Here is an 18,892-nt window from a genome sequence, read left to right as displayed (position 1 = left end):
TCACTACTCTTACCTTAAGCGTTCTGCTCATTCTGTTGCTGTTGTGCACGCTGCATTTGCTTCAGACGGCCTTCCACTCTGGTAAACAGTCTAAACGTATAGAATCCTGTAGCAACCAGACTCAGAACCAACGCTCGTACATCTGTAAGCCAGAAACCGATAATGCCGAATATCGTAATAATCACACCGAACTGCATCATCAGATTGGCGCTATACTTTTGCGCTTCGTCCCATAGCTCGGGATTACTCATTGCACGCGGGGTCCGGTAACCATATATTCCGTTAATCATTTTCGGTGGTTTTTTGAACACCATTAACCCCAGAATGAAATAACACACTCCAATGATGATCCCAACTACTGCTCCTGTCAAAACGTTCTCCCCTTCACTATATAACTTCCTAAACCACATGCCATAAAAAATATAAAAACGGCTCTACGTATATACGAAGAGCCGCCTGAATCGTTTCGTAAACTTAGATATTCTTCACACGAAGTACACGCATGGCGTTCAGGACAGCCAGCACCGTGACACCCACATCAGAGAATACCGCCTCCCACATGGTGGCAATACCGAACACACCCAGTAGCAGGAAGATGGCCTTAACACCTAGCGCAAACGCAATATTCTGCCACACGATCATTCGTGTACGCTTTGCAATGCGGATTGCGCTCGCCAGTTTCGACGGTTCATCGGTCATGATGACCACATCAGCCGCTTCAATGGCGGCATCTGAACCGAGTCCACCCATCGCTACGCCCACGTCAGCGCGTGCCAGCACAGGTGTATCGTTGATACCATCACCGACAAACACCATTTTTTCCTTCGGAGATTTGGCAGCTTCCAGTTGCTCCAGACGTTCGACTTTGTCCTGTGGCAGCAATTCAGCATAGACTTCATCCACACCCAGCTCGCGTCCTACCGCTTCACCCACGGCTTTCGCATCGCCTGTCAGCATGACCGTTTTGCGGATGCCGAGCTTCTTCAACGCTTGAATGGCAGCAGCTGCATCGTCCTTCACTTCATCGGCAATGATCAGATGACCAACATACGTGCCTGCTTCAGCAACGTGGACTATTGTTCCTGCCGTCTCTGGTGTGCTATACGATATACCCGCCTGCTCCATTAATTTAGCGTTGCCTGCCAGCACTTCCTGACCATCGACGCTCACCTTGATCCCGTGTCCTGCAACTTCATCATAGCCTTCCACACCCTGCGTGGGAATATCTTTGGCCCAAGCTGCACGTATGGATTCGGCAATCGGATGATTGGAATTCGCTTCGGCAATGGCTGCCAGCTTCATCAATTCTTCTTCCGAGCGTCCGCCTACGGGACGAATGGCTGTTACTTTGAATACACCTTTGGTTAGTGTACCCGTTTTATCAAAAACAACGACTTTCACATCGTTCAACGCTTCAAGGTAGTTACTGCCTTTGACGAGAATACCGTTACGTGAAGCCGCTCCGATGCCACCAAAGAATCCAAGTGGAATAGAGACCACCAGCGCACAAGGGCATGAGATAACCAGGAAGACCAATGCTCGATAAATCCAATCAGCAAATGTTGCACCACTAAGTATCAACGGCGGAACAAATGCAATCAAGGCTGCAAGGATAACAACAACCGGTGTATAATAACGGGCGAATTTACTAATAAAATGCTCTGTTTTCGCCTTCCGGCTACTCGCATTCTGCACCAGATCCAAAATTTTGGATACTGTTGATTCGCCAAACGTTTTGGTTACTTCAATGGTCAACATGCCGTTCTTGTTCACAAATCCACTCAGTACATCACTCCCGGGCTCCAGCTCACGAGGTACCGATTCACCTGTCAGAGCAGAAGTATCCACCATGGAATGCCCCATTCTTACGATACCGTCCAGCGGTACTCGCTCGCCTGCTTTCACCACAATTCGATCACCAATGCGTACTTCTTCCGGAGATACACGCCGGGTTTCGTCACCGGAACCCGTCAGGATATTCGCGTAATCCGGGCGAATGTCCATGAGCGCCTGAATGGACTTCCGTGACCGATTAACCGCCATGCCCTGAAACAGCTCCCCGAGCTGATAGAAGAGCATGACCGCTACCCCTTCCGGATACTCACCAATAGCAAAGGCACCTAAGGTAGCCACGGACATCAGGAAGTATTCATCGAACACCTGACCGCGGAAAATGTTTTTGGACGCCTGGAGCACGATATCTCCCCCGGCAATCAGATAAGCGAGCGCATATAGAGTGATCTGTGCCCAGCCCTCCAGCGGCGACCAGATCGCGGCTGCGAGCAACACAGAACCAGCAGCAAGACGAGCGAGCAATACTTTCGTCTGTCCTGCACCATGTTCATGCGAATGACCTGCATGTGCATCATGATCATGGGTATGGCTGTCATCGTGCCCAGCATGACTTCCGTGGTCATGTGTATGATCATGTGAGTGACCATGTTGATGTTGGTCATGAGTATGCGAGTGTTTACCATGTGAATGGGAATGTCCATGATGATGTCCGGCATGATCATGACTGTGGTTATGCGCACCAGCTGCACTCCCTGTATGGGTGTGCACATGTCCGTTCACGGGTTTTCCTTTTTCCGAGATACGAATGTGCGGCTCCAGCCGAAGGACTTTGCGCTTGGCTTCTTCCACTACCTGCTCATCCATATCAGAAGTGGTGTGTAGTGATAATGTTTTGGTAACAAAATTGACAGAGCATTCGTTAATGCCCTTAATTTTTTTGACGCCATTCTCGATCTTTAATGCGCAGTTCGCACAATCCAGTCCATCAAGCAGCAGTTCCCTTTTCACCTGTTCCTGTCCGGTTCCCATGTGAATTCTCCCCTTTGCAGTACAAAAACGATGTTATATTTCAATAGTATTCAATATATGAGCACTCATTCATATGTTTGGTTACCCCTATTATATGCGCGCCTAAACATGAGTGTCAACAATCGTTGTTGATTTTTCATACAGATTATGCTAATAGTAATCATTTCGCTTTAGACGTTTTTTGGATATAATAGAGCTATAGTTAAACTTTTGCATAAATCCGAACCAGTGAATTCCAATCAACAATGTACTTACAAATGGTTAAATCGAATTATGCAAATGTTGAGTTAACATAGGCGGTGATAGGAAATGGAACAACCGGTTAAAGCACCAAGCGAATGTGATGCGGCCTGCTCGGGTACTGAAGCCGACGTGCAGACGATTCGCACTTCACTCATAGATCGGGAGACCTCTTCCGAGATGGCGGATTGGTTCAAAGCATTCAGTGACCCAACACGTCTACGTATTATTGATGCGCTGTTACAGAAGGAATTATGTGTTCATGACCTGACGGTTCTGCTGGATATGGGTCAGTCGGCCATTTCACACCAGCTGCGTTCACTCCGCAACATGCGGATCGTCAAGCGGCGTAAGGAAGGCAAGACGGTGTACTACTCTCTGGATGATGCTCATATTGAGCAGATTTTCCTGCAAACGCTCCAGCATATTAAACACAGCTAGGCAGCAGCCAAGCTTGTTCATGAAGAAGAACCCCCGCCTCTCGGCTATATGCCGATGGGCGGGGGTTCTTCTTGGTAAGGGTACCGTTTTATACAGGATGGATATAAAGTAACTACCCCTTCTGATTACCGTTCAATTGGTGCTTGCGACTCCATTACAAAAGATTGTTCTTGTTCGGATCATACAGGCCCGATCTGTCCTTGAACCAGTTGAAGATATGCGATACACATACTTTCAGCACCGCGTATCCTGGAACAGCGAGCAGAATGCCCACGACTCCAAACAGATTACCCGAAGTCAGAATGACAAAGATAATCGTGATCGGATGAATCTTCAGCGTTTTACCCATGATCTGTGGCGAGATAAATTTACCTTCAATTAACTGCACGATTGTCCATACGGCAACCATCTTCAGCAGCATCACCGGCGAAGTGACCAAAGCCACGATCAACGCGGGTGTAATCGCAATTGCTGGTCCCAGATACGGAACAACACTCGTAAACGATGCGATAATTGCAAGAATCAGGGCATAATCCAGACCAATGATCATATAACCGATGTAGAGCAGAATACCGATGCAGAAGCTGACGATAATCTGTCCACGAATGAATGAACTGATCTGGTGATTGATGTCTTCCAGCACATGCATTGCACCTGTACGGCTCTTGATCGGCAGGAAAGACAGTATTTTCGACGGCAGCTTCTTGCCGTCTTTGAGTAGATAGAACAGAATGAATGGAACTGTCACAATCGAGAGTACGATTTCAGTGAAAGCTCCAAGGAACCCACCCAATGTGCTCCAGGTTGAATCAAGAATTTCTGCGGCCTTCTGGGAAGCTGTTCTCCACAGATCCTGCCAGTTCATGTTGAGCGTTTCCTGGACCTGACCGAACAGCTGACTCCCCGTCAATTCCTCAAATTGCTGTCTTACCGTCTCACTGTACGTTGGGAAATTCGCGATCAGCCCCATAATCTGATTACGAAGTACTGGAATGACTGCCAGCACGACGACGGTCAGAATGCCTCCAATCGCAAGATACAGGATCAGAATGGACCAGCCTCGCTTGATTTTCCACCTTTCCATCACATCCACAATCGGATTCAACAGGTAGTAGAGTATGCCTGACAGAATAATAGGTAGCACAATCGTCTTGATGAGTACTGCGAGCGGATGAAGAACAAAGGATACTTTGGTCAGAACCATCACGTTCAGTCCCACCAACAGCAGAATTAGCAGAAATAGGACAAACTTGTTGTTAAGAAAAAATCGCTTGAACCGCTCAGGCCAAACGCGGGGTTGCTCAGGTTGCTCCATAGGCGTGTCGTCCTCTCTCATGTAACCTTAATCAAAATTAAACTATAAATCTAGATAAATGCCCCTTGCCTGTAAAAAATAAAGTACCTTGTACAAGCCAACATATGTATAACACTCTGGATTTATACGTATGGTACTGTTTAACCGTTTCAAATTAAACCGGTAAAGTCATTTTACCCCAAAATGAGTCTTCTGCCCCACACGAATCATTTGCAAATTTTCCCTATTCAAAAACGGCTCGCCTCACTGGGAGACGAACCGTAAATTTGTAGCTATAGCATTACCATCAAGCCAGCTTTTACGCTGAAAAGGAAGATTAAGCTTTTCCCGCCAATTGTGCGATTAACTCATAGGAATGCAGACGTGCCTTATGATCATAGATCATCGACGTAATAATCAGCTCATCTGCCTGCGTCTGCCGAATGAAGGACTCCAGCTGTCCACGTACCGTTTCTGGTGAACCGTTAACAGCTGCTTTCAGCGTCTGCTCAACACCCGCCTTCTCGCGGTCCGTCCATTTGCCTTCCATCTCTGCCGGAGGCTGTACCAATCCCGTTGTGCCGCGAATAATGTTCAGGAACTGCTGTTGCATCGTTGTACCCAGCCATGCGGCTTCCTCGTCTGTATCCGCAACAACAGCGTTAACACCCACAATCACATGCGGCTCCTTCAAGCTATCAGATGGTTGGAAGTTGTTTCGATACGTTTCCAGTGCAATCCGGGTGTAATCGGGTGAGAAGTGGCTGGCAAAAGCAAACGGCAATCCCAGCTGCCCTGCCAGACGTGCACTGAAATCACTGGACCCCAGCAGGTAAATCGGAATGTTCAGTCCTTCTCCTGGTACTGCGCGAACAGGCGCGTGATAAGATGTCGCTGAAGCATCAAAGTATGCTCTGAGTTCTGCCAGCAGCTCCGGGAAATCTTCCCCGCTATTCAGATCTTTACGCAGTGCCAGCGATGTACGGCGGTCACTGCCGGGTGCACGACCCAGTCCCAGATCGATTCTGCCAGGATACAGGGACTCTAATGTACCGAACTGCTCAGCGATGACAAGCGGTGCATGGTTGGGCAACATGATGCCTCCTGAACCTAGACGAATCGTCTTAGTTCCACCAGCCAGATATCCAATAACGACCGAAGTTGCCGAAGAAGCAATACCTGGCATGTTGTGATGTTCAGCTACCCAGTAACGGTGATATCCCCACCGCTCTGCATGTTGGGCCAGATCCAAACTGTTGCGCAAAGCATCAGCGGGTGTTGCACCCACAACGACGGGAGCCAGATCCAGGATGGATAGCTTAACGTCATGAATATGTTCTTTATGGGATGGAGCCGTATTTTCTGTAGTCATTATTGTTTAATCTCCTTGATGATTATATTTTTGTATATCCAGATATATAGATTTATTATACCGTAATTGGACACGATGTGATACTGAACTAGCCGTTTACATCCGGACGGAATCCTTGCCTGCATGTGCATCCTAGCTTCCGTTCCGGCATCCGGCTTATAACTCGTTCTGCACGTACTCGGCAAACTGACGGATTGTCTCTTCGTTGCGCCGATAATACGTCCATTGTCCTCTTCGCTCTGAGAGCAGCAACCCTGCTTTGAGCATGGTCAGCAGATAACTGGATATAACCGACTGAGCCAGTCCAGCCTTCATTTGAATCGTGCCGACACAGATTCCGTTCTTGCCACCATCCGGATGCTGAGATAGTTCAAGAGGTGGAAAGTGTTGCTCCGGGTTTTTGAGCCACAACAGGATTTGTCTACGTGTCTCGTTAGATAATGCTTTGAATATTAGTATAGGTTCCATGGGTAAATTATACCCCCTTTCATCCATTTTGCAAACACATGAACAAACAAACCGACTCATAATCGAGTCGGTCTGGTATCATATGGAATCCTATAGGGATTCCACAACTATATTAGAATTTGGTCGTTACCGTCTGTTTAACCTGATCCAACATCGCTTGATATGCTGGTGCATCCAGGTAACCAATACTACCGAAGAGCAGATGATCTACGGCTTCAATGCCTACAAAGTTGAAGATACCTACGTCTGAGGTTACTTTCAACCCAGCAGTCATACCAATCTGATCGTAAATTTCATTTGGAGTACCGTGTGTGTTGATGATGAGTCCTTTTTTGCCTGTCAGCAATTTCTCGATTCCCGCTTCACCCGCCGCATAAGCAAAACCATAGGCGAATACACGGTCAACATATCCTTTCATAATGGCAGGAAGACCTGTCCACCAGATCGGATAGATGAATGTAATGGCTTCTGCATCCGTAACAAACTGTTGCTCTGTAGCAATATCCTGTGGTGTCTGTCCTGCACGCATGGAAGCTGTATCGGCTTCAGTCAGTACAGGTTGAAATCCAAGCTTGTACAAGTCACGAACGACCACTTCATGACCTTGGGCTTCGAGAGCTTCTACAGCAGTATTAAGGATTGCGTTATTGAAGCTGTCTGTGTGTGGGTGAGCATATACGATAAGATGTTTCATAGTGTTAATCCCTCCAGGTTTGGTTTGAGTTAAATTATGAAGATTTTTTTACATTGATACGTCTCGTATACATAGATGTCTATGTATATGGACAAAAAAATATTTGGGCTCCTCTGCCTCCACCCCATTCAAATCAGGAAGGGTTGCAGGCAGAAGAGTTCATTCACTATAATCTTCGGACAATGGTGGACAACAAGCTCTCCAATTGCTCCGACTGTTCATCGGACAGACCACTATAGATGATGTCATTAATCTGCTCTGACACCTGATCGAATATCGGTTTGAGTTGCTTCCCCTGTTCGGTAAGGCGAATCATTGTCACCCGGCTATCTTCGGCACTCTTGCTGCGTTCAACATATCCGAGCTTCTCCAGCTTGTTGACCAGTACCGTTACTGTTGGTTGCGTGCGTTGAACACGTTCCGCCAGCATCTTGATCGACAGCGTCTCTTCCCGGTACAAGAACATCAATACATCCCCATGAGAAGGTACAATGCCTGTTACTTCATGCTGTTCCAATTCGTGAACAATTCGTTTGTTGACATGATCCCTGATTCTTGCAATTAATGCAATTGCGTTGTATTTTGGCATGATCTTATTATACATAGACATCTATGTATTTTCAAGTTTTTTTAAACAGAAAGAAAAACAGCCCTTTCCATCCTTTTAACATGTGGAAATTTTCGGGCTGCTTCGCTCCTGCTTTAATGCTGTTCTATAATGTAGATCTTAGATCATCATTTTTGGATTCATGTTGAATTCTTGCTGAATTCAGTTAATCCACTGAGTAATTTTTTCAATAGATTGTCGGGATTTCTCACGCGTGGGCTCCTCAGCACGATAACCGAAGGCTGCCATCACCGAGACGTCCCATGCGCCATTCTCCAGCAAGCCCTCTTCTTCCAACAGCCCATGGACATTCTCACGGCTGAAACCTTCAATCGGGCAGGAATCAATCTCGATCTGAGCTGCCGCCGTCATCATGTTGCCGAGTGCAATATACGTCTGTTTGGATGCCCAGTCAAATAATGATCGTGGATTATCCAGAATTCTCTGGTTATTTTGAAACTTTCCATAAGCCTCGCTTGTTAACTTAAATACATCATCCGGCATTCCCTTTGTTTCCTTCAGCATGTACTCCGCATAGGGAGAATTATAACTAGCATCTGACCGGGCCAAAATAACAACAAAATGGCTTGCTGTCGCCAATTGCTTTTGAGCGCCGGAAGAGACTTCGGACAGACGCTTACGCAGGTCCGGATTTTGTACAATCAGAAACTTCCACGGTTCAAGACCAATGGAACTTGGAGATAATCTGCCTGTTTCCAATATAAATTGGAAATCCTCATCTGAAATTTTGCGGGTATTATCAAATACCTTTGTTGCATGTCGGAAATGATATGCCTTCAAGATGTCTTCCTTTTTCTTTGCCTGTGTTGTATCTTCCATGAAGCTCCACGTCCTTCTCTTTATAGTATTGTTGTATGTTCAATCGTTAGTGTCTCGTTTTTGATTTGCTTAAGTATTAGTTTAGAATCTATATCCCAAAATGAAAAGTACGCACAATATTGTTTCTTAGTTTATAAAAGTAAGTATTGTATTCTGACAACATAAATAGCCACATTGGGCATCCCCTTCTGTGAATATCCATGAATGATATCAACACCACTTACTTGCAACGAGTATCCTATTATTCAGTTAACTTTTCTTGGTTTGTTATGAATTTTGATGACGTTATAAGGTCGCCTCGCCAGATGTAGAGGGCTAAGACTGGGTCTTCCCTCGATTCAGTTGTGTGGATGACCCCACTTGGATGCAGAATAACAGACCCAGGTTCTCTTGGTAAGGGCTCTTCGCTACCTTTGGTCCACATTCCTGTACCACCAAGGGGGATGTATAATTCATTTGCAGGATGCACATGTGGTGGATAATACGTTTTTGGAGCTAATAAGGTAAGGCCCATAAGCAAGTGATCAGCCGTTCCCAGATCCTCCGGTCCGATAAATTGCGTAAAAGTTACCTGTGATTCTAGGTTAGGATACAGCGGATGTGGTGGATAACCGAAGGTCCAGTCAAGGAAAGGTGCCAAAGGTCTGATCGCTGCAATCAGGCTTGATTCGGCGCCTGTGTCACCAAGCTTCAAAGCAGCATCCAGATATTTGGTAACACTGGATTCTGATGGGCTAGGAAGTTTTCCAGAACTCGGCACCTCAGGCCACACCTGCAAAATCCTGCTTATCTCGTCGAGTATGTCGGAATCACTAGTGTCACAACATTCGAGACGTCTGTATAATTGGTTTAAGAATGTGTCAATCAGCCTGTTCATTTGTTCCATGGTAATATTCAACCTCCAAACACACAACAACTCTAATTTTTTCTGTCTGTTCCCCATGAATTCGGCGATAAAATAATCGTGAAGATATACTAATCACGCCTATAATTGTTCCATGAATTCTTCTTCCGAAATGACAGAATATCCTTCTTGCTGAAGCAGTGCGGTAGTAACACCTTCACCCTGTACCTTGTGATTGACGAAGTTTCCATCGTAAATGGTTTTCGTGCCACAGGACGGACTGAACTCCTTCAACACAATACACGACACATTCAATTTTTGGGCCCATTCCAATGTCTGATAGGCTCCCTTGATATACATCTCTGTGACGTCCTTGCCACTTTTCTCGATTACTTTCGCAGTGCCTGCCAGCACATCTTTGCCCGTGCCACCGATAATCTCAGCTGGTTCACGGGGTGTGGAGAATCCACCGAGCAACTCCGGACACACCATCTTCGCCTGCTCCTGCTCCACAAGTTCCTGAATCTTCTCATCCAAGCTCGCTGTTCCATTGTAACGGCAGGCTACCCCCGCCAGACATGAACTCACCAAATATTTCATCATTATCTCCTTATGCCCATTCCATCTATGAAGTAAATTGTAACATATCAGATCAAGCCCTATAACTCGCCTCTGGTAATCATCCTGATCCGTCCATCTTCCCTGTATTCAACCTGAAAAACATCCGTGCTCGATTCCAGTTCAAATGTTACGATTCCCAATTGCTCAGCATTTCTGTGAAGTTTATAGTCGTTAAAATCAATGTTAAAGATCTTTTTTACTATTGGTCCCACTTTTTCTCTAAGAAGAGACTCATCAATATTATATAATTTCTCATGATAAGCCTCCATCTCTTCGATATTGCCTATTTCTTGTTGCTCATAATAATTAGCATCCCCTACGGTATAGCCCAAGCCCTCTTTTCCTTCGGTCATCTGTACAAAGTAGTTATCTTTAAAAGAAAAAAAGACTGTATCCTTGCCGAGTTCATCATCTTTGCTTCGGCTTGCTCTTACCAGATCAAGATTGGCTTTACCAGACAGAGCCTCAATTGCTTTTTTGGCATCCGCCAGCGCCACCTGTGATACTTGATCAAGTCTCAGGTCGCCTGTGATTGAGACAGCCTTGTCCTGTTGCCATACAATCTCCCCATAGCCAGTCTCATTTTTTAACCATAATGTCGTATGTGATATCGGCTCCAATTCCCCCTGCTTCATGCTTACATAACGTTGAACTGATACAGGTTTAAGTGTTGGAGTGCTGCCTATACTTTGCAAAAGCGATGGGACTTGGCGCATATAACGGTGCTCCAGTTCGTTCGGCTGCATCTCACCTCTCATCTGTATCTCACGCAGATTTCCTGTTGTTGCATCAAGCCATATCTGCGCATACTCCTTCTCACTTTCTTTTCCAGCCTCTACATATATTCTGCCGGACACAGGCAAGTCTTCCACTTTCGTAATCTTCAGCTGTTTACCCAAATCGTCTCGCATGGTAGTCACCACATTTTTTTTCATCTTGTCGGTTAACAGATTCATGCTCAAATCATCGGATAACTGTAACGCTGCCGTCGGATAGACCTGCTCGATCACGGGTTTCACCAGTTGTCCATCATCCCAGATCCATAGGAACAATCCAGCAGCAATAACCAATGCACCCGCGCCTGCAATAAGAGGTCCTCTTCTAGGGCGACGCTTGTTTGAAACGTTACCTACTTGCGGTCTAGACAACCTGGAACTGCCTTCTGACCTATCTCCCTTGCTTCCCACTTCCGACTTCTTCATCCACTCCACCTGTTGAAGCACCTTTCGCTTGTGATCCTCTGTAAAAGGAGACGACGCAAACGGCCCCTTCTTGATTTCCTTTTCCCACTGCTCATCCTTCTTTTTCATTCGCTTCGCTCCTCCCATTGTTTCCGTACCTTATCCTTACCTCGGGATAGTCTGGATTTTACTGTGCCTAAGCTGATTTTCAACATCTCAGCAATCTCACTCGTCGTAAGCTCATATTTCAGATTCAGCAAAAGAATCTCCCGGAACTTCTTTGGCAACGCCAGAACAATATCCCAGATTTCATGGACATGCTCCTTGCGCATCACTTCCATCTCGGCCGAAGGATGTGCAGACTGAGATGGAACCATTACGCTCTGGCCTGAAAGCTCCCGCTCTGTCTCAATGGGTAGTGTTTCTCCCCATAAGCTGCTACGAAAGAATCTTGATTTTCGATATGTAAAAGTGGTGTTCCTAGTAATCGTCAGTAGCCACGTCTTCAGTGAGCACTCTCCCCGATAATGGGCGATCCCCGAGTACGCTCGGATAAATACCTCCTGTGACAAGTCATCTGCCTGTTCGGCACTTTTGGTTAGAAAATAAGCGTAATTCCACACGTCATTTCCGTAGTCATCCATCATGCTGCTAAGTGTGTAATTGTCGATCGTCTGAGCCTGTGCCAGAAATTGATAATCCAACTGTTGTTCACCTCACTTAATATGACTGAGTCTACTGTGAATTGGTTCCCTATTTTGGACATTATTTCTTATTATTGTAGCAAAATAAAAAACAGCATGTTCAACATCGCTGAACACACTGATTTCTTCAAGCATTTACTCAGTTAGACATCTCGTCTATCGAATCACTTTTCTACATTACACTTTAACCGCAGCAATCATCAGAAACATCGGTCTCCGGTTCTCGTCTCTCATGCCTGGAACCTGTTCGATCATTTCCAGCGATGGCTTGGATTCAGCTACCTTTTGAATGGCAAACCCGGCCTTAATGAGTTCATTCATATGTGTTGCCAGTGTACGATGATATTTAACCACATCCTGATTCAGAAAGTTCGCCACACGCTTCCCTTCATCATGGTAATCATCCACGGGCCAGTGAAGAATCTCACCTGTGGGTCCGTAATGCCAATCCTGCGCAGCGCGAGCGGTGAAGATGGGATGTTCAGAGGAAAGGACAAACGTGCCCCCTGTGACAAGACATTCATTGATTTTGGCGTACACCGCGTCTAACCGTTCAATATAATGCAAAGCCAGCGAACTGATCACAACATCAAATTGTCCAGGTGCAAAATCAATATCTTCAATTGCCAGCTGCTCGTACTGGATCTGTGGATCGTCCGTCATTTCACGAGCACGTTGGAGCATATTTTCCGACAGATCCACACCAATAACTGAACTCGCTTGTTGCTCTCGCGCATATCGGCAGTGCCAACCAAAACCGCATCCCAAATCCAACACACGCTTGTCCTTCAAATCAGGCAGCAAGGTCTGCAATTCATGCCACTCCCCCGCTGCATCCAACCCCTGAACGGAACGAGCCATCTTACTATAGTTATTAAAGAACTCAGTCTCATCGTATTTATTTTGTTTCATCAAGAGATTCCTCCCGCCATATAAATATCCACCTACTCTACCACATAAACGATATTTAAACGTAAAAGTTGCCAAGCGAATTCAAGCCATGTTATCATACAGAACGAACGTTCAGTATTATTAAATACAGAATGAACATTCAGTTTACTAACGGAGGTCATTATGAATACGAATTGGACGCATCCATTGGAAGGGCAATCTGTAGGTAAAGCTTTTATAAGTTACCTCGTGCCTTCTGTATTAGGGATGCTGGTAGTTGCTTTTAATTTTATTATCGACGGCATTATGGTTGGACACAAACTGGGTTCTACCGCGATGGCCGGGATCGGCATTGCCTCACCTGTCTACACGCTTTTTGTTGCGATGTCGCTGTGGATTGGTATGGGCGGGGCAACCCTGTACTCCAACGCTATGGGTAGAAAAGATATCACATCAGCCAAACAAATTTTCACCAAATCCATTATGCTCATTATGCTTGTTACGATGGCTATTGGATATACTGCATTTACGTTCAAAGACCAGCTGGTATACTCCCTCGGTGCCAACGCCGAGACCTTCCCGTTTGCTTCGGACTATATGAATATCATGTTGTTGTTCGGGTTTGTCTTCACCATTGAGAATGCGCTCTCTGTTTTTGTACGGAACGATGGGAATCCCAACACATCCATGTATGCTCAGATTACATTTGCTGTAGCCAATATCATCATCAATTATATAACACTTTATGTACTCGAGTGGGGGGTACGCGGTGTTGCCCTAGGTACAATCGTGTCGGCATCTCTGGCGCTGCTTGTCCTGTTCACTCACTTTTTCAAAAAAACAAATAATCTCACGTTCACATGGTTCAAATGGAACAACAAACTGCTGGCTTCCCTGCTGCTCATTGGTTTCCCCAGCTTTCTGGCTGAACTCGGTATGTCGGTCTTCTCTGTCTCTCACAATATCTCCATGGACCGCATTGCGGGCACGGATGGCGTAGCATCCTTTACCGTGTTGAACTATATTCATGGTGTAGTACTGTTAGCATTCCTGGGTCTGGCATCTGCTGCTCAACCTCTGATCAGCTATTATCACGGTGCGAAACAGATGAACCGGGTACAACAAACGATACGTTTAGCCACCAAAACGGCTTTGGCATGTGGTCTACTGTTACTGCTTGTTGTTCAAATTGGTGCACCCTATTTCGTGCAAATCTTTGGAAACTTCAGTAGCGGCGTAACAGATAATGCCGTCTACGGATTACGGATATTTACATTTGCCTACGTGTTTATGGGTGTTAACTTTGTTATGAGCACCTATTTCCAATCTGTAGGTAATGCCAAAATGGCCATCTGGATTACAGCTGCACGTGAGATGATTATCATGATTGCGTTGATTGCAGTTCTCCCTTCCTTCTTTGGTGTCACGGGTGTGTGGCTTGCCGTACCGCTGTCCGAAATGCTGGTTCTCGCAACCATAGCCGTGTACTATAGAAAACGATCCCTTACGGATCGAATAAACGCGTTGCAGTCTGAATAACAATTACAGATAATATAACGGCAACAGATAGAATGTAGTTAGACCTCATAAATTAATCTTACAAACAAATACACAAAGCCCTGCACGATCAATATAGATCACCAGGGCTTTTGTTTTATCCTAAATTAGATGTAATTAGATGCGTATATCAAATCGACCATTGCTGTCTGTTGTTGCGTTCGCAATTTCCTTAGGGGTAGCTACACCCTTTCCATTGGATGAAGGTTGGGCAGGTGGCGCCTCCTTAGCAACGGTTGTACCGGCTCCTTGAGAGCTTTGCTGCGCAATCTGTGCCTCAATCTGCTTGATCTGTTGTTCAAGCTGTTTGGTCTTGGTCTCTTTGGTCTTCTCATCGTCCTTGCTGGATTGCACTTTCTCCAATTGAGCCTCAAGCTTCGTCTTTTGTTTCTCCAAGCTACTTGAATTGTCCGAATTCGAAGATGTCGATATGTAAGATGTAGTGGAGCTGGTTGCAGAAGATATATTCATTATGGTTCTCCTCCTCTTTACTTGGCTTCACTATACCCTAATCCACTGAGTTGTAAGTTAAATTCAACTGAAAGGTTGCTGAACGAGCTAAGAAACGAAAGATGAACATATGAAAATACATAAGACCTGTAATAACCCATAATCTTATCAAATAAGTGAACATTTTGATCCCGTCGATCAATAAAGTTAGCAATGAATAATACAAAAAGGCACACTCGATATCATCAAGTGTGCCTTTATATTGCTTGGCGGCGTCCTACTCTCCCAGGACCCTGCGGTCCAAGTACCATCGGCGCTAGAGGGCTTAACGGTCGTGTTCGGGATGGGTACGTGTGGAACCCCTCCGCCATCGCCACCAAACGAGCATTTGTGTAACAAATGCGTTCGCGTTCCATTCGGTCCGACACGGCTGTGTGGATGAATGGTTCAGCGTATATGGAACTGAAAATCATACACACGTTGTGTGATGTACCAATTTTCATTTCAGAGTGTTGTTCTCTGAAAACTAGATTCGAAACGAAACACGCGATTTACAACTTGCTAATTGGATAAGCCCTCGACCGATTAGTACTGGTCAGCTCCATGCATTGCTGCACTTCCACCCCCAGCCTATCTACCTCGTCGTCTTCAAGGGGTCTTACATACTGGGAAATCTCATCTTGAGGGGGGCTTCACGCTTAGATGCTTTCAGCGTTTATCCCGTCCGTACATAGCTACCCAGCGGTGCTCCTGGCGGAACAACTGGTACACCAGCGGTACGTCCATCCCGGTCCTCTCGTACTAAGGACAGCTCCTCTCAAATTTCCTACGCCCACGACAGATAGGGACCGAACTGTCTCACGACGTTCTGAACCCAGCTCGCGTACCGCTTTAATGGGCGAACAGCCCAACCCTTGGGACCTACTTCAGCCCCAGGATGCGATGAGCCGACATCGAGGTGCCAAACCTCCCCGTCGATGTGGACTCTTGGGGGAGATAAGCCTGTTATCCCCAGGGTAGCTTTTATCCGTTGAGCGATGGCCCTTCCATGCGGTACCACCGGATCACTAAGCCCGACTTTCGTCCCTGCTCGACTTGTAGGTCTCGCAGTCAAGCTCCCTTATGCCTTTGCACTCTTCGAATGATTTCCAACCATTCTGAGGGAACCTTTGGGCGCCTCCGTTACTCTTTAGGAGGCGACCGCCCCAGTCAAACTGCCCACCTGACACTGTCCCCGCACCGGATTACGGTACCAGGTTAGAACCTAGATACGATCAGGGTGGTATCCCAACGTTGCCTCCATGGAAGCTTGCGCTCCCACTTCAAAGGCTCCCACCTATCCTGTACAGATCGTACCCAAATTCAATATCAAGCTGCAGTAAAGCTCCATGGGGTCTTTCCGTCTTGTCGCGGGTAACCTGCATCTTCACAGGTATTAAAATTTCACCGGATCTCTCGTTGAGACAGCGCCCAAGTCGTTACGCCATTCGTGCGGGTCAGAATTTACCTGACAAGGAATTTCGCTACCTTAGGACCGTTATAGTTACGGCCGCCGTTTACTGGGGCTTCGGTTCACAGCTTCGGATTGCTCCTAACCACTCCCCTTAACCTTCCAGCACCGGGCAGGCGTCAGCCCGTATACTTCGCCTTACGGCTTCGCACAGACCTGTGTTTTTGCTAAACAGTCGCTTGGGCCTTTTCACTGCGGCCCCCTCGTGCTATTCACACTACCGGGGCACCCCTTCTCCCGAAGTTACGGGGTCATTTTGCCGAGTTCCTTAACGAGAGTTCTTCCGCGCGCCTTAGAATACTCTTCTCGCCTACCTGTGTCGGTTTGCGGTACGGGCACCATCACCTGGCTAGAGGCTTTTCTTGGCAGTGTGAGATCATGACCTTCGCTACTGTAATTTTCACTCCCCATCACAGCTCAGCCTTAATGATGTGCGGATTTGCCTACACATCAGCCTTACTGCTTGGACAGACATCCATCAGTCTGCGTCACTACCCTACTGCGTCCCCCCATTGCTCATAACGGCTTACGGTGGTACAGGAATTTCGACCTGTTGTCCTTCGACTACGCCTTTCGGCCTCGCCTTAGGTCCCGACTTACCCTGAGCGGACGAGCCTTCCTCAGGAACCCTTAGGCTTTCGGCGGATCAGATTCTCACTGATCTTTTCGTTACTCATACCGGCATTCTCACTTGTATAATGTCCAGCGCTCCTTACGGTACACCTTCAACCCTTATACAACGCTCCCCTACCCCTGATGCAAAGCATCAAGCCATAGCTTCGGTGGTGTGTTTAGCCCCGTTACATTTTCGGCGCAGAGTCACTCGACCAGTGAGCTATTACGCACTCTTTCAATGGTGGCTGCTTCTAAGCCAACATCCTGGTTGTCTGTGCAACTCCACATCCTTTCCCACTTAACACACACTTGGGGACCTTAGCTGATGGTCTGGGCTGTTTCCCTTTTGACAATGGATCTTAGCACTCACTGTCTGACTCCCGGAAGTAAGTCTATGGCATTCGGAGTTTGACTGAGCTTGGTAACCCTTGCGGGCCCCGCACCCAATCAGTGCTCTACCTCCACGACTCTGTTTTCCGAGGCTAGCCCTAAAGCTATTTCGGGGAGAACCAGCTATCTCCGAGTTCGATTGGAATTTCTCCGCTACCCCCACCTCATCCCCGCATTTTTCAACATGCGTGGGTTCGGGCCTCCAGTGCGTGTTACCGCACCTTCACCCTGGACAGGGGTAGATCACCCGGTTTCGGGTCTACGTCCACGTACTATGTCGCCCTATTCAGACTCGCTTTCGCTGCGGCTCCGGCTCTTCACCTTAACCTTGCACGGGAACGTAACTCGCCGGTTCATTCTACAAAAGGCACGCCATCACCCCTAAAACGGGCTCTGACTTTTTGTAAGCACACGGTTTCAGGTTCTATTTCACTCCCCTTCCGGGGTGCTTTTCACCTTTCCCTCACGGTACTGCTTCACTATCGGTCGCTAGGAAGTATTTAGCCTTGGCAGATGGTCCTGCCGGATTCATACGGGGTTTCACGTGCCCCGCACTACTCGGGATCCGTCTCGGAGGGAACAGACTTTCAACTACAGGGCTTTTACCTTCTTTGGCGGGCCTTTCCAGACCTCTTCGCTTAACCGGTTCCTTTGTAACTCCATGTGAGACGTCCCACAACCCCAAAGAGCAAGCTCTCTGGTTTGGGCTTCTCCGCGTTCGCTCGCCGCTACTGACGGAATCACTATTGTTTTCTCTTCCTCAGGGTACTTAGATGTTTCAGTTCCCCTGGTATGCCTCACACTAACCTATGTATTCAGTTAGGTGTAACTGGAAATTACCCCAGCTGGGTTTCCCCATTCGGACACCCCCGGATCAAAGCTTGCTTACAGCTCCCCGAGGCAGTTTCGTTGTTCGCCACGTCCTTCATCGGCTCCTAGCGCCTAGGCATCCTCCGTGTGCTCTTAGTAGCTTAACCATTTTGTTCCGGTTTTGACTGCTCGCTTCCCTTGGTTTGCTTGCGCAAAGCCAAAAGTCGCTCCCATCCAATACCATCACAAAAGCAATTTAACTACCTTTATACACTTGACTTGTTTAACACAAGTTCAGCTAGGATGATTGTTGATCGGTTACTTGAACCGAACAAGCATTCATCCCTTAAAGGAATGTTCTAATTCGCGTTTGTTTCGTTTCGATATCTAGTTTTCAAAGAACAAATCGTTTCGTTCGGGCCGTTCACGAATGTGTCGGTCGAACTAACGAGAAGTTTGAGAGTTTGAGCTCTCAAAACTGAGCAACGAGTGAGTGTTGTGCTCTTCATTTCATCCACACCGAAGTGGTGGACCAAAATG

General features: G+C 46.8%; 16 protein-coding genes and 2 rRNA genes. 2 read left to right on the top strand and 16 right to left on the bottom strand.

Going from position 1 to position 18,892, the window contains the following annotated elements:
* Positions 1-14 precede the first annotated feature (14 nt).
* Both NYE45_RS03165 and NYE45_RS03160 read right to left on the bottom strand, forming a co-directional pair.
* Positions 15-371 (bottom strand): SdpI family protein, encoded by a 357-nt coding sequence (locus NYE45_RS03165; protein ID WP_062837654.1) that lies wholly within the window; start codon positions 369-371, stop codon positions 15-17.
* Between the two features lie 103 nt (positions 372-474).
* Positions 475-2,823, bottom strand: coding sequence for a heavy metal translocating P-type ATPase (locus NYE45_RS03160; RefSeq protein WP_340015540.1), 2,349 nt, complete (start codon positions 2,821-2,823; stop codon positions 475-477).
* Positions 2,824-3,132: 309 nt separating this feature from the next.
* On the opposite strand from NYE45_RS03160, the gene NYE45_RS03155 reads away from it, so the two are divergent.
* On the top strand, positions 3,133-3,504 hold the full coding sequence (locus tag NYE45_RS03155) for a metalloregulator ArsR/SmtB family transcription factor (protein WP_036614212.1): 372 nt from the start codon (positions 3,133-3,135) through the stop codon (positions 3,502-3,504).
* Between the two features lie 154 nt (positions 3,505-3,658).
* On the opposite strand, the gene NYE45_RS03150 is transcribed toward NYE45_RS03155, so the two are convergent.
* The 11 genes from NYE45_RS03150 to NYE45_RS03100 all read right to left on the bottom strand — a co-directional run bounded on the left by NYE45_RS03150 (position 3,659) and on the right by NYE45_RS03100 (position 13,041).
* Positions 3,659-4,819 carry an AI-2E family transporter gene (locus tag NYE45_RS03150; protein WP_062837656.1) on the bottom strand — a complete coding sequence of 387 codons (1,161 nt, stop codon included), beginning with the start codon at positions 4,817-4,819 and terminating at the stop codon, positions 3,659-3,661.
* Positions 4,820-5,135: 316 nt separating this feature from the next.
* Positions 5,136-6,170, bottom strand: a complete 1,035-nt coding sequence (locus NYE45_RS03145; RefSeq protein ID WP_076334273.1) for an LLM class flavin-dependent oxidoreductase — start codon at positions 6,168-6,170, stop codon at positions 5,136-5,138.
* Between the two features lie 156 nt (positions 6,171-6,326).
* On the bottom strand, positions 6,327-6,638 hold the full coding sequence (locus tag NYE45_RS03140) for a helix-turn-helix transcriptional regulator (protein WP_062837657.1): 312 nt from the start codon (positions 6,636-6,638) through the stop codon (positions 6,327-6,329).
* 112 nt (positions 6,639-6,750) lie between these two features.
* Positions 6,751-7,332 (bottom strand): NAD(P)H-dependent oxidoreductase, encoded by a 582-nt coding sequence (locus NYE45_RS03135; protein WP_340015538.1) that lies wholly within the window; start codon positions 7,330-7,332, stop codon positions 6,751-6,753.
* A 166-nt stretch (positions 7,333-7,498) separates the two neighbouring features.
* Positions 7,499-7,921 carry a MarR family transcriptional regulator gene (locus NYE45_RS03130; protein WP_340015537.1) on the bottom strand — a complete coding sequence of 141 codons (423 nt, stop codon included), beginning with the start codon at positions 7,919-7,921 and terminating at the stop codon, positions 7,499-7,501.
* Between the two features lie 180 nt (positions 7,922-8,101).
* Complete coding sequence (locus NYE45_RS03125) at positions 8,102-8,779, bottom strand: NAD(P)H-dependent oxidoreductase (RefSeq protein ID WP_339168382.1); 678 nt, start codon at positions 8,777-8,779, stop codon at positions 8,102-8,104.
* 241 nt (positions 8,780-9,020) lie between these two features.
* Positions 9,021-9,665, bottom strand: a complete 645-nt coding sequence (locus NYE45_RS03120) for a dimethylsulfonioproprionate lyase family protein (RefSeq protein WP_340015536.1) — start codon at positions 9,663-9,665, stop codon at positions 9,021-9,023.
* Positions 9,666-9,764: 99 nt separating this feature from the next.
* On the bottom strand, positions 9,765-10,223 hold the full coding sequence (locus tag NYE45_RS03115) for a DUF523 domain-containing protein (RefSeq protein WP_340015535.1): 459 nt from the start codon (positions 10,221-10,223) through the stop codon (positions 9,765-9,767).
* A 59-nt stretch (positions 10,224-10,282) separates the two neighbouring features.
* Complete coding sequence (locus NYE45_RS03110; protein WP_340015534.1) at positions 10,283-11,554, bottom strand: hypothetical protein; 1,272 nt, start codon at positions 11,552-11,554, stop codon at positions 10,283-10,285.
* Positions 11,551-12,129, bottom strand: a complete 579-nt coding sequence (locus NYE45_RS03105) for an RNA polymerase sigma factor (RefSeq protein ID WP_340015533.1) — start codon at positions 12,127-12,129, stop codon at positions 11,551-11,553. The genes NYE45_RS03110 and NYE45_RS03105 overlap by 4 nt, the downstream gene beginning before the upstream one ends.
* 177 nt (positions 12,130-12,306) lie before the next feature.
* Positions 12,307-13,041: a class I SAM-dependent methyltransferase gene (locus tag NYE45_RS03100; RefSeq protein WP_340015532.1), complete on the bottom strand. Its 735-nt coding sequence runs from the start codon at positions 13,039-13,041 to the stop codon at positions 12,307-12,309.
* Positions 13,042-13,203: 162 nt separating this feature from the next.
* Between NYE45_RS03100 and NYE45_RS03095 the strand changes: the two genes are divergently transcribed.
* Positions 13,204-14,559, top strand: a complete 1,356-nt coding sequence (locus tag NYE45_RS03095) for an MATE family efflux transporter (RefSeq protein ID WP_340015531.1) — start codon at positions 13,204-13,206, stop codon at positions 14,557-14,559.
* A 135-nt stretch (positions 14,560-14,694) separates the two neighbouring features.
* Here NYE45_RS03095 and NYE45_RS03090 read toward each other — a convergent pair whose 3' ends face one another.
* The 3 genes from NYE45_RS03090 to NYE45_RS03080 form a co-directional block, all read right to left on the bottom strand.
* The gene (locus tag NYE45_RS03090) at positions 14,695-15,048 is read right to left on the bottom strand and encodes a FlxA-like family protein (protein WP_340015530.1); all 354 of its coding nucleotides are present in this window, start codon (positions 15,046-15,048) and stop codon (positions 14,695-14,697) included.
* A gap of 243 nt (positions 15,049-15,291) precedes the next feature.
* A 5S ribosomal RNA gene (gene rrf, locus NYE45_RS03085) occupies positions 15,292-15,408 on the bottom strand.
* 184 nt (positions 15,409-15,592) lie between these two features.
* Positions 15,593-18,519, bottom strand: a 23S ribosomal RNA gene (locus NYE45_RS03080).
* Positions 18,520-18,892: the final 373 nt, after the last annotated feature.

It is taken from the genome of Paenibacillus sp. FSL K6-1318 (assembly GCF_037976905.1).
Classification (GTDB): domain Bacteria; phylum Bacillota; class Bacilli; order Paenibacillales; family Paenibacillaceae; genus Paenibacillus; species Paenibacillus amylolyticus_A.
This window is presented reverse-complemented; position numbering and strand designations above follow the sequence as displayed.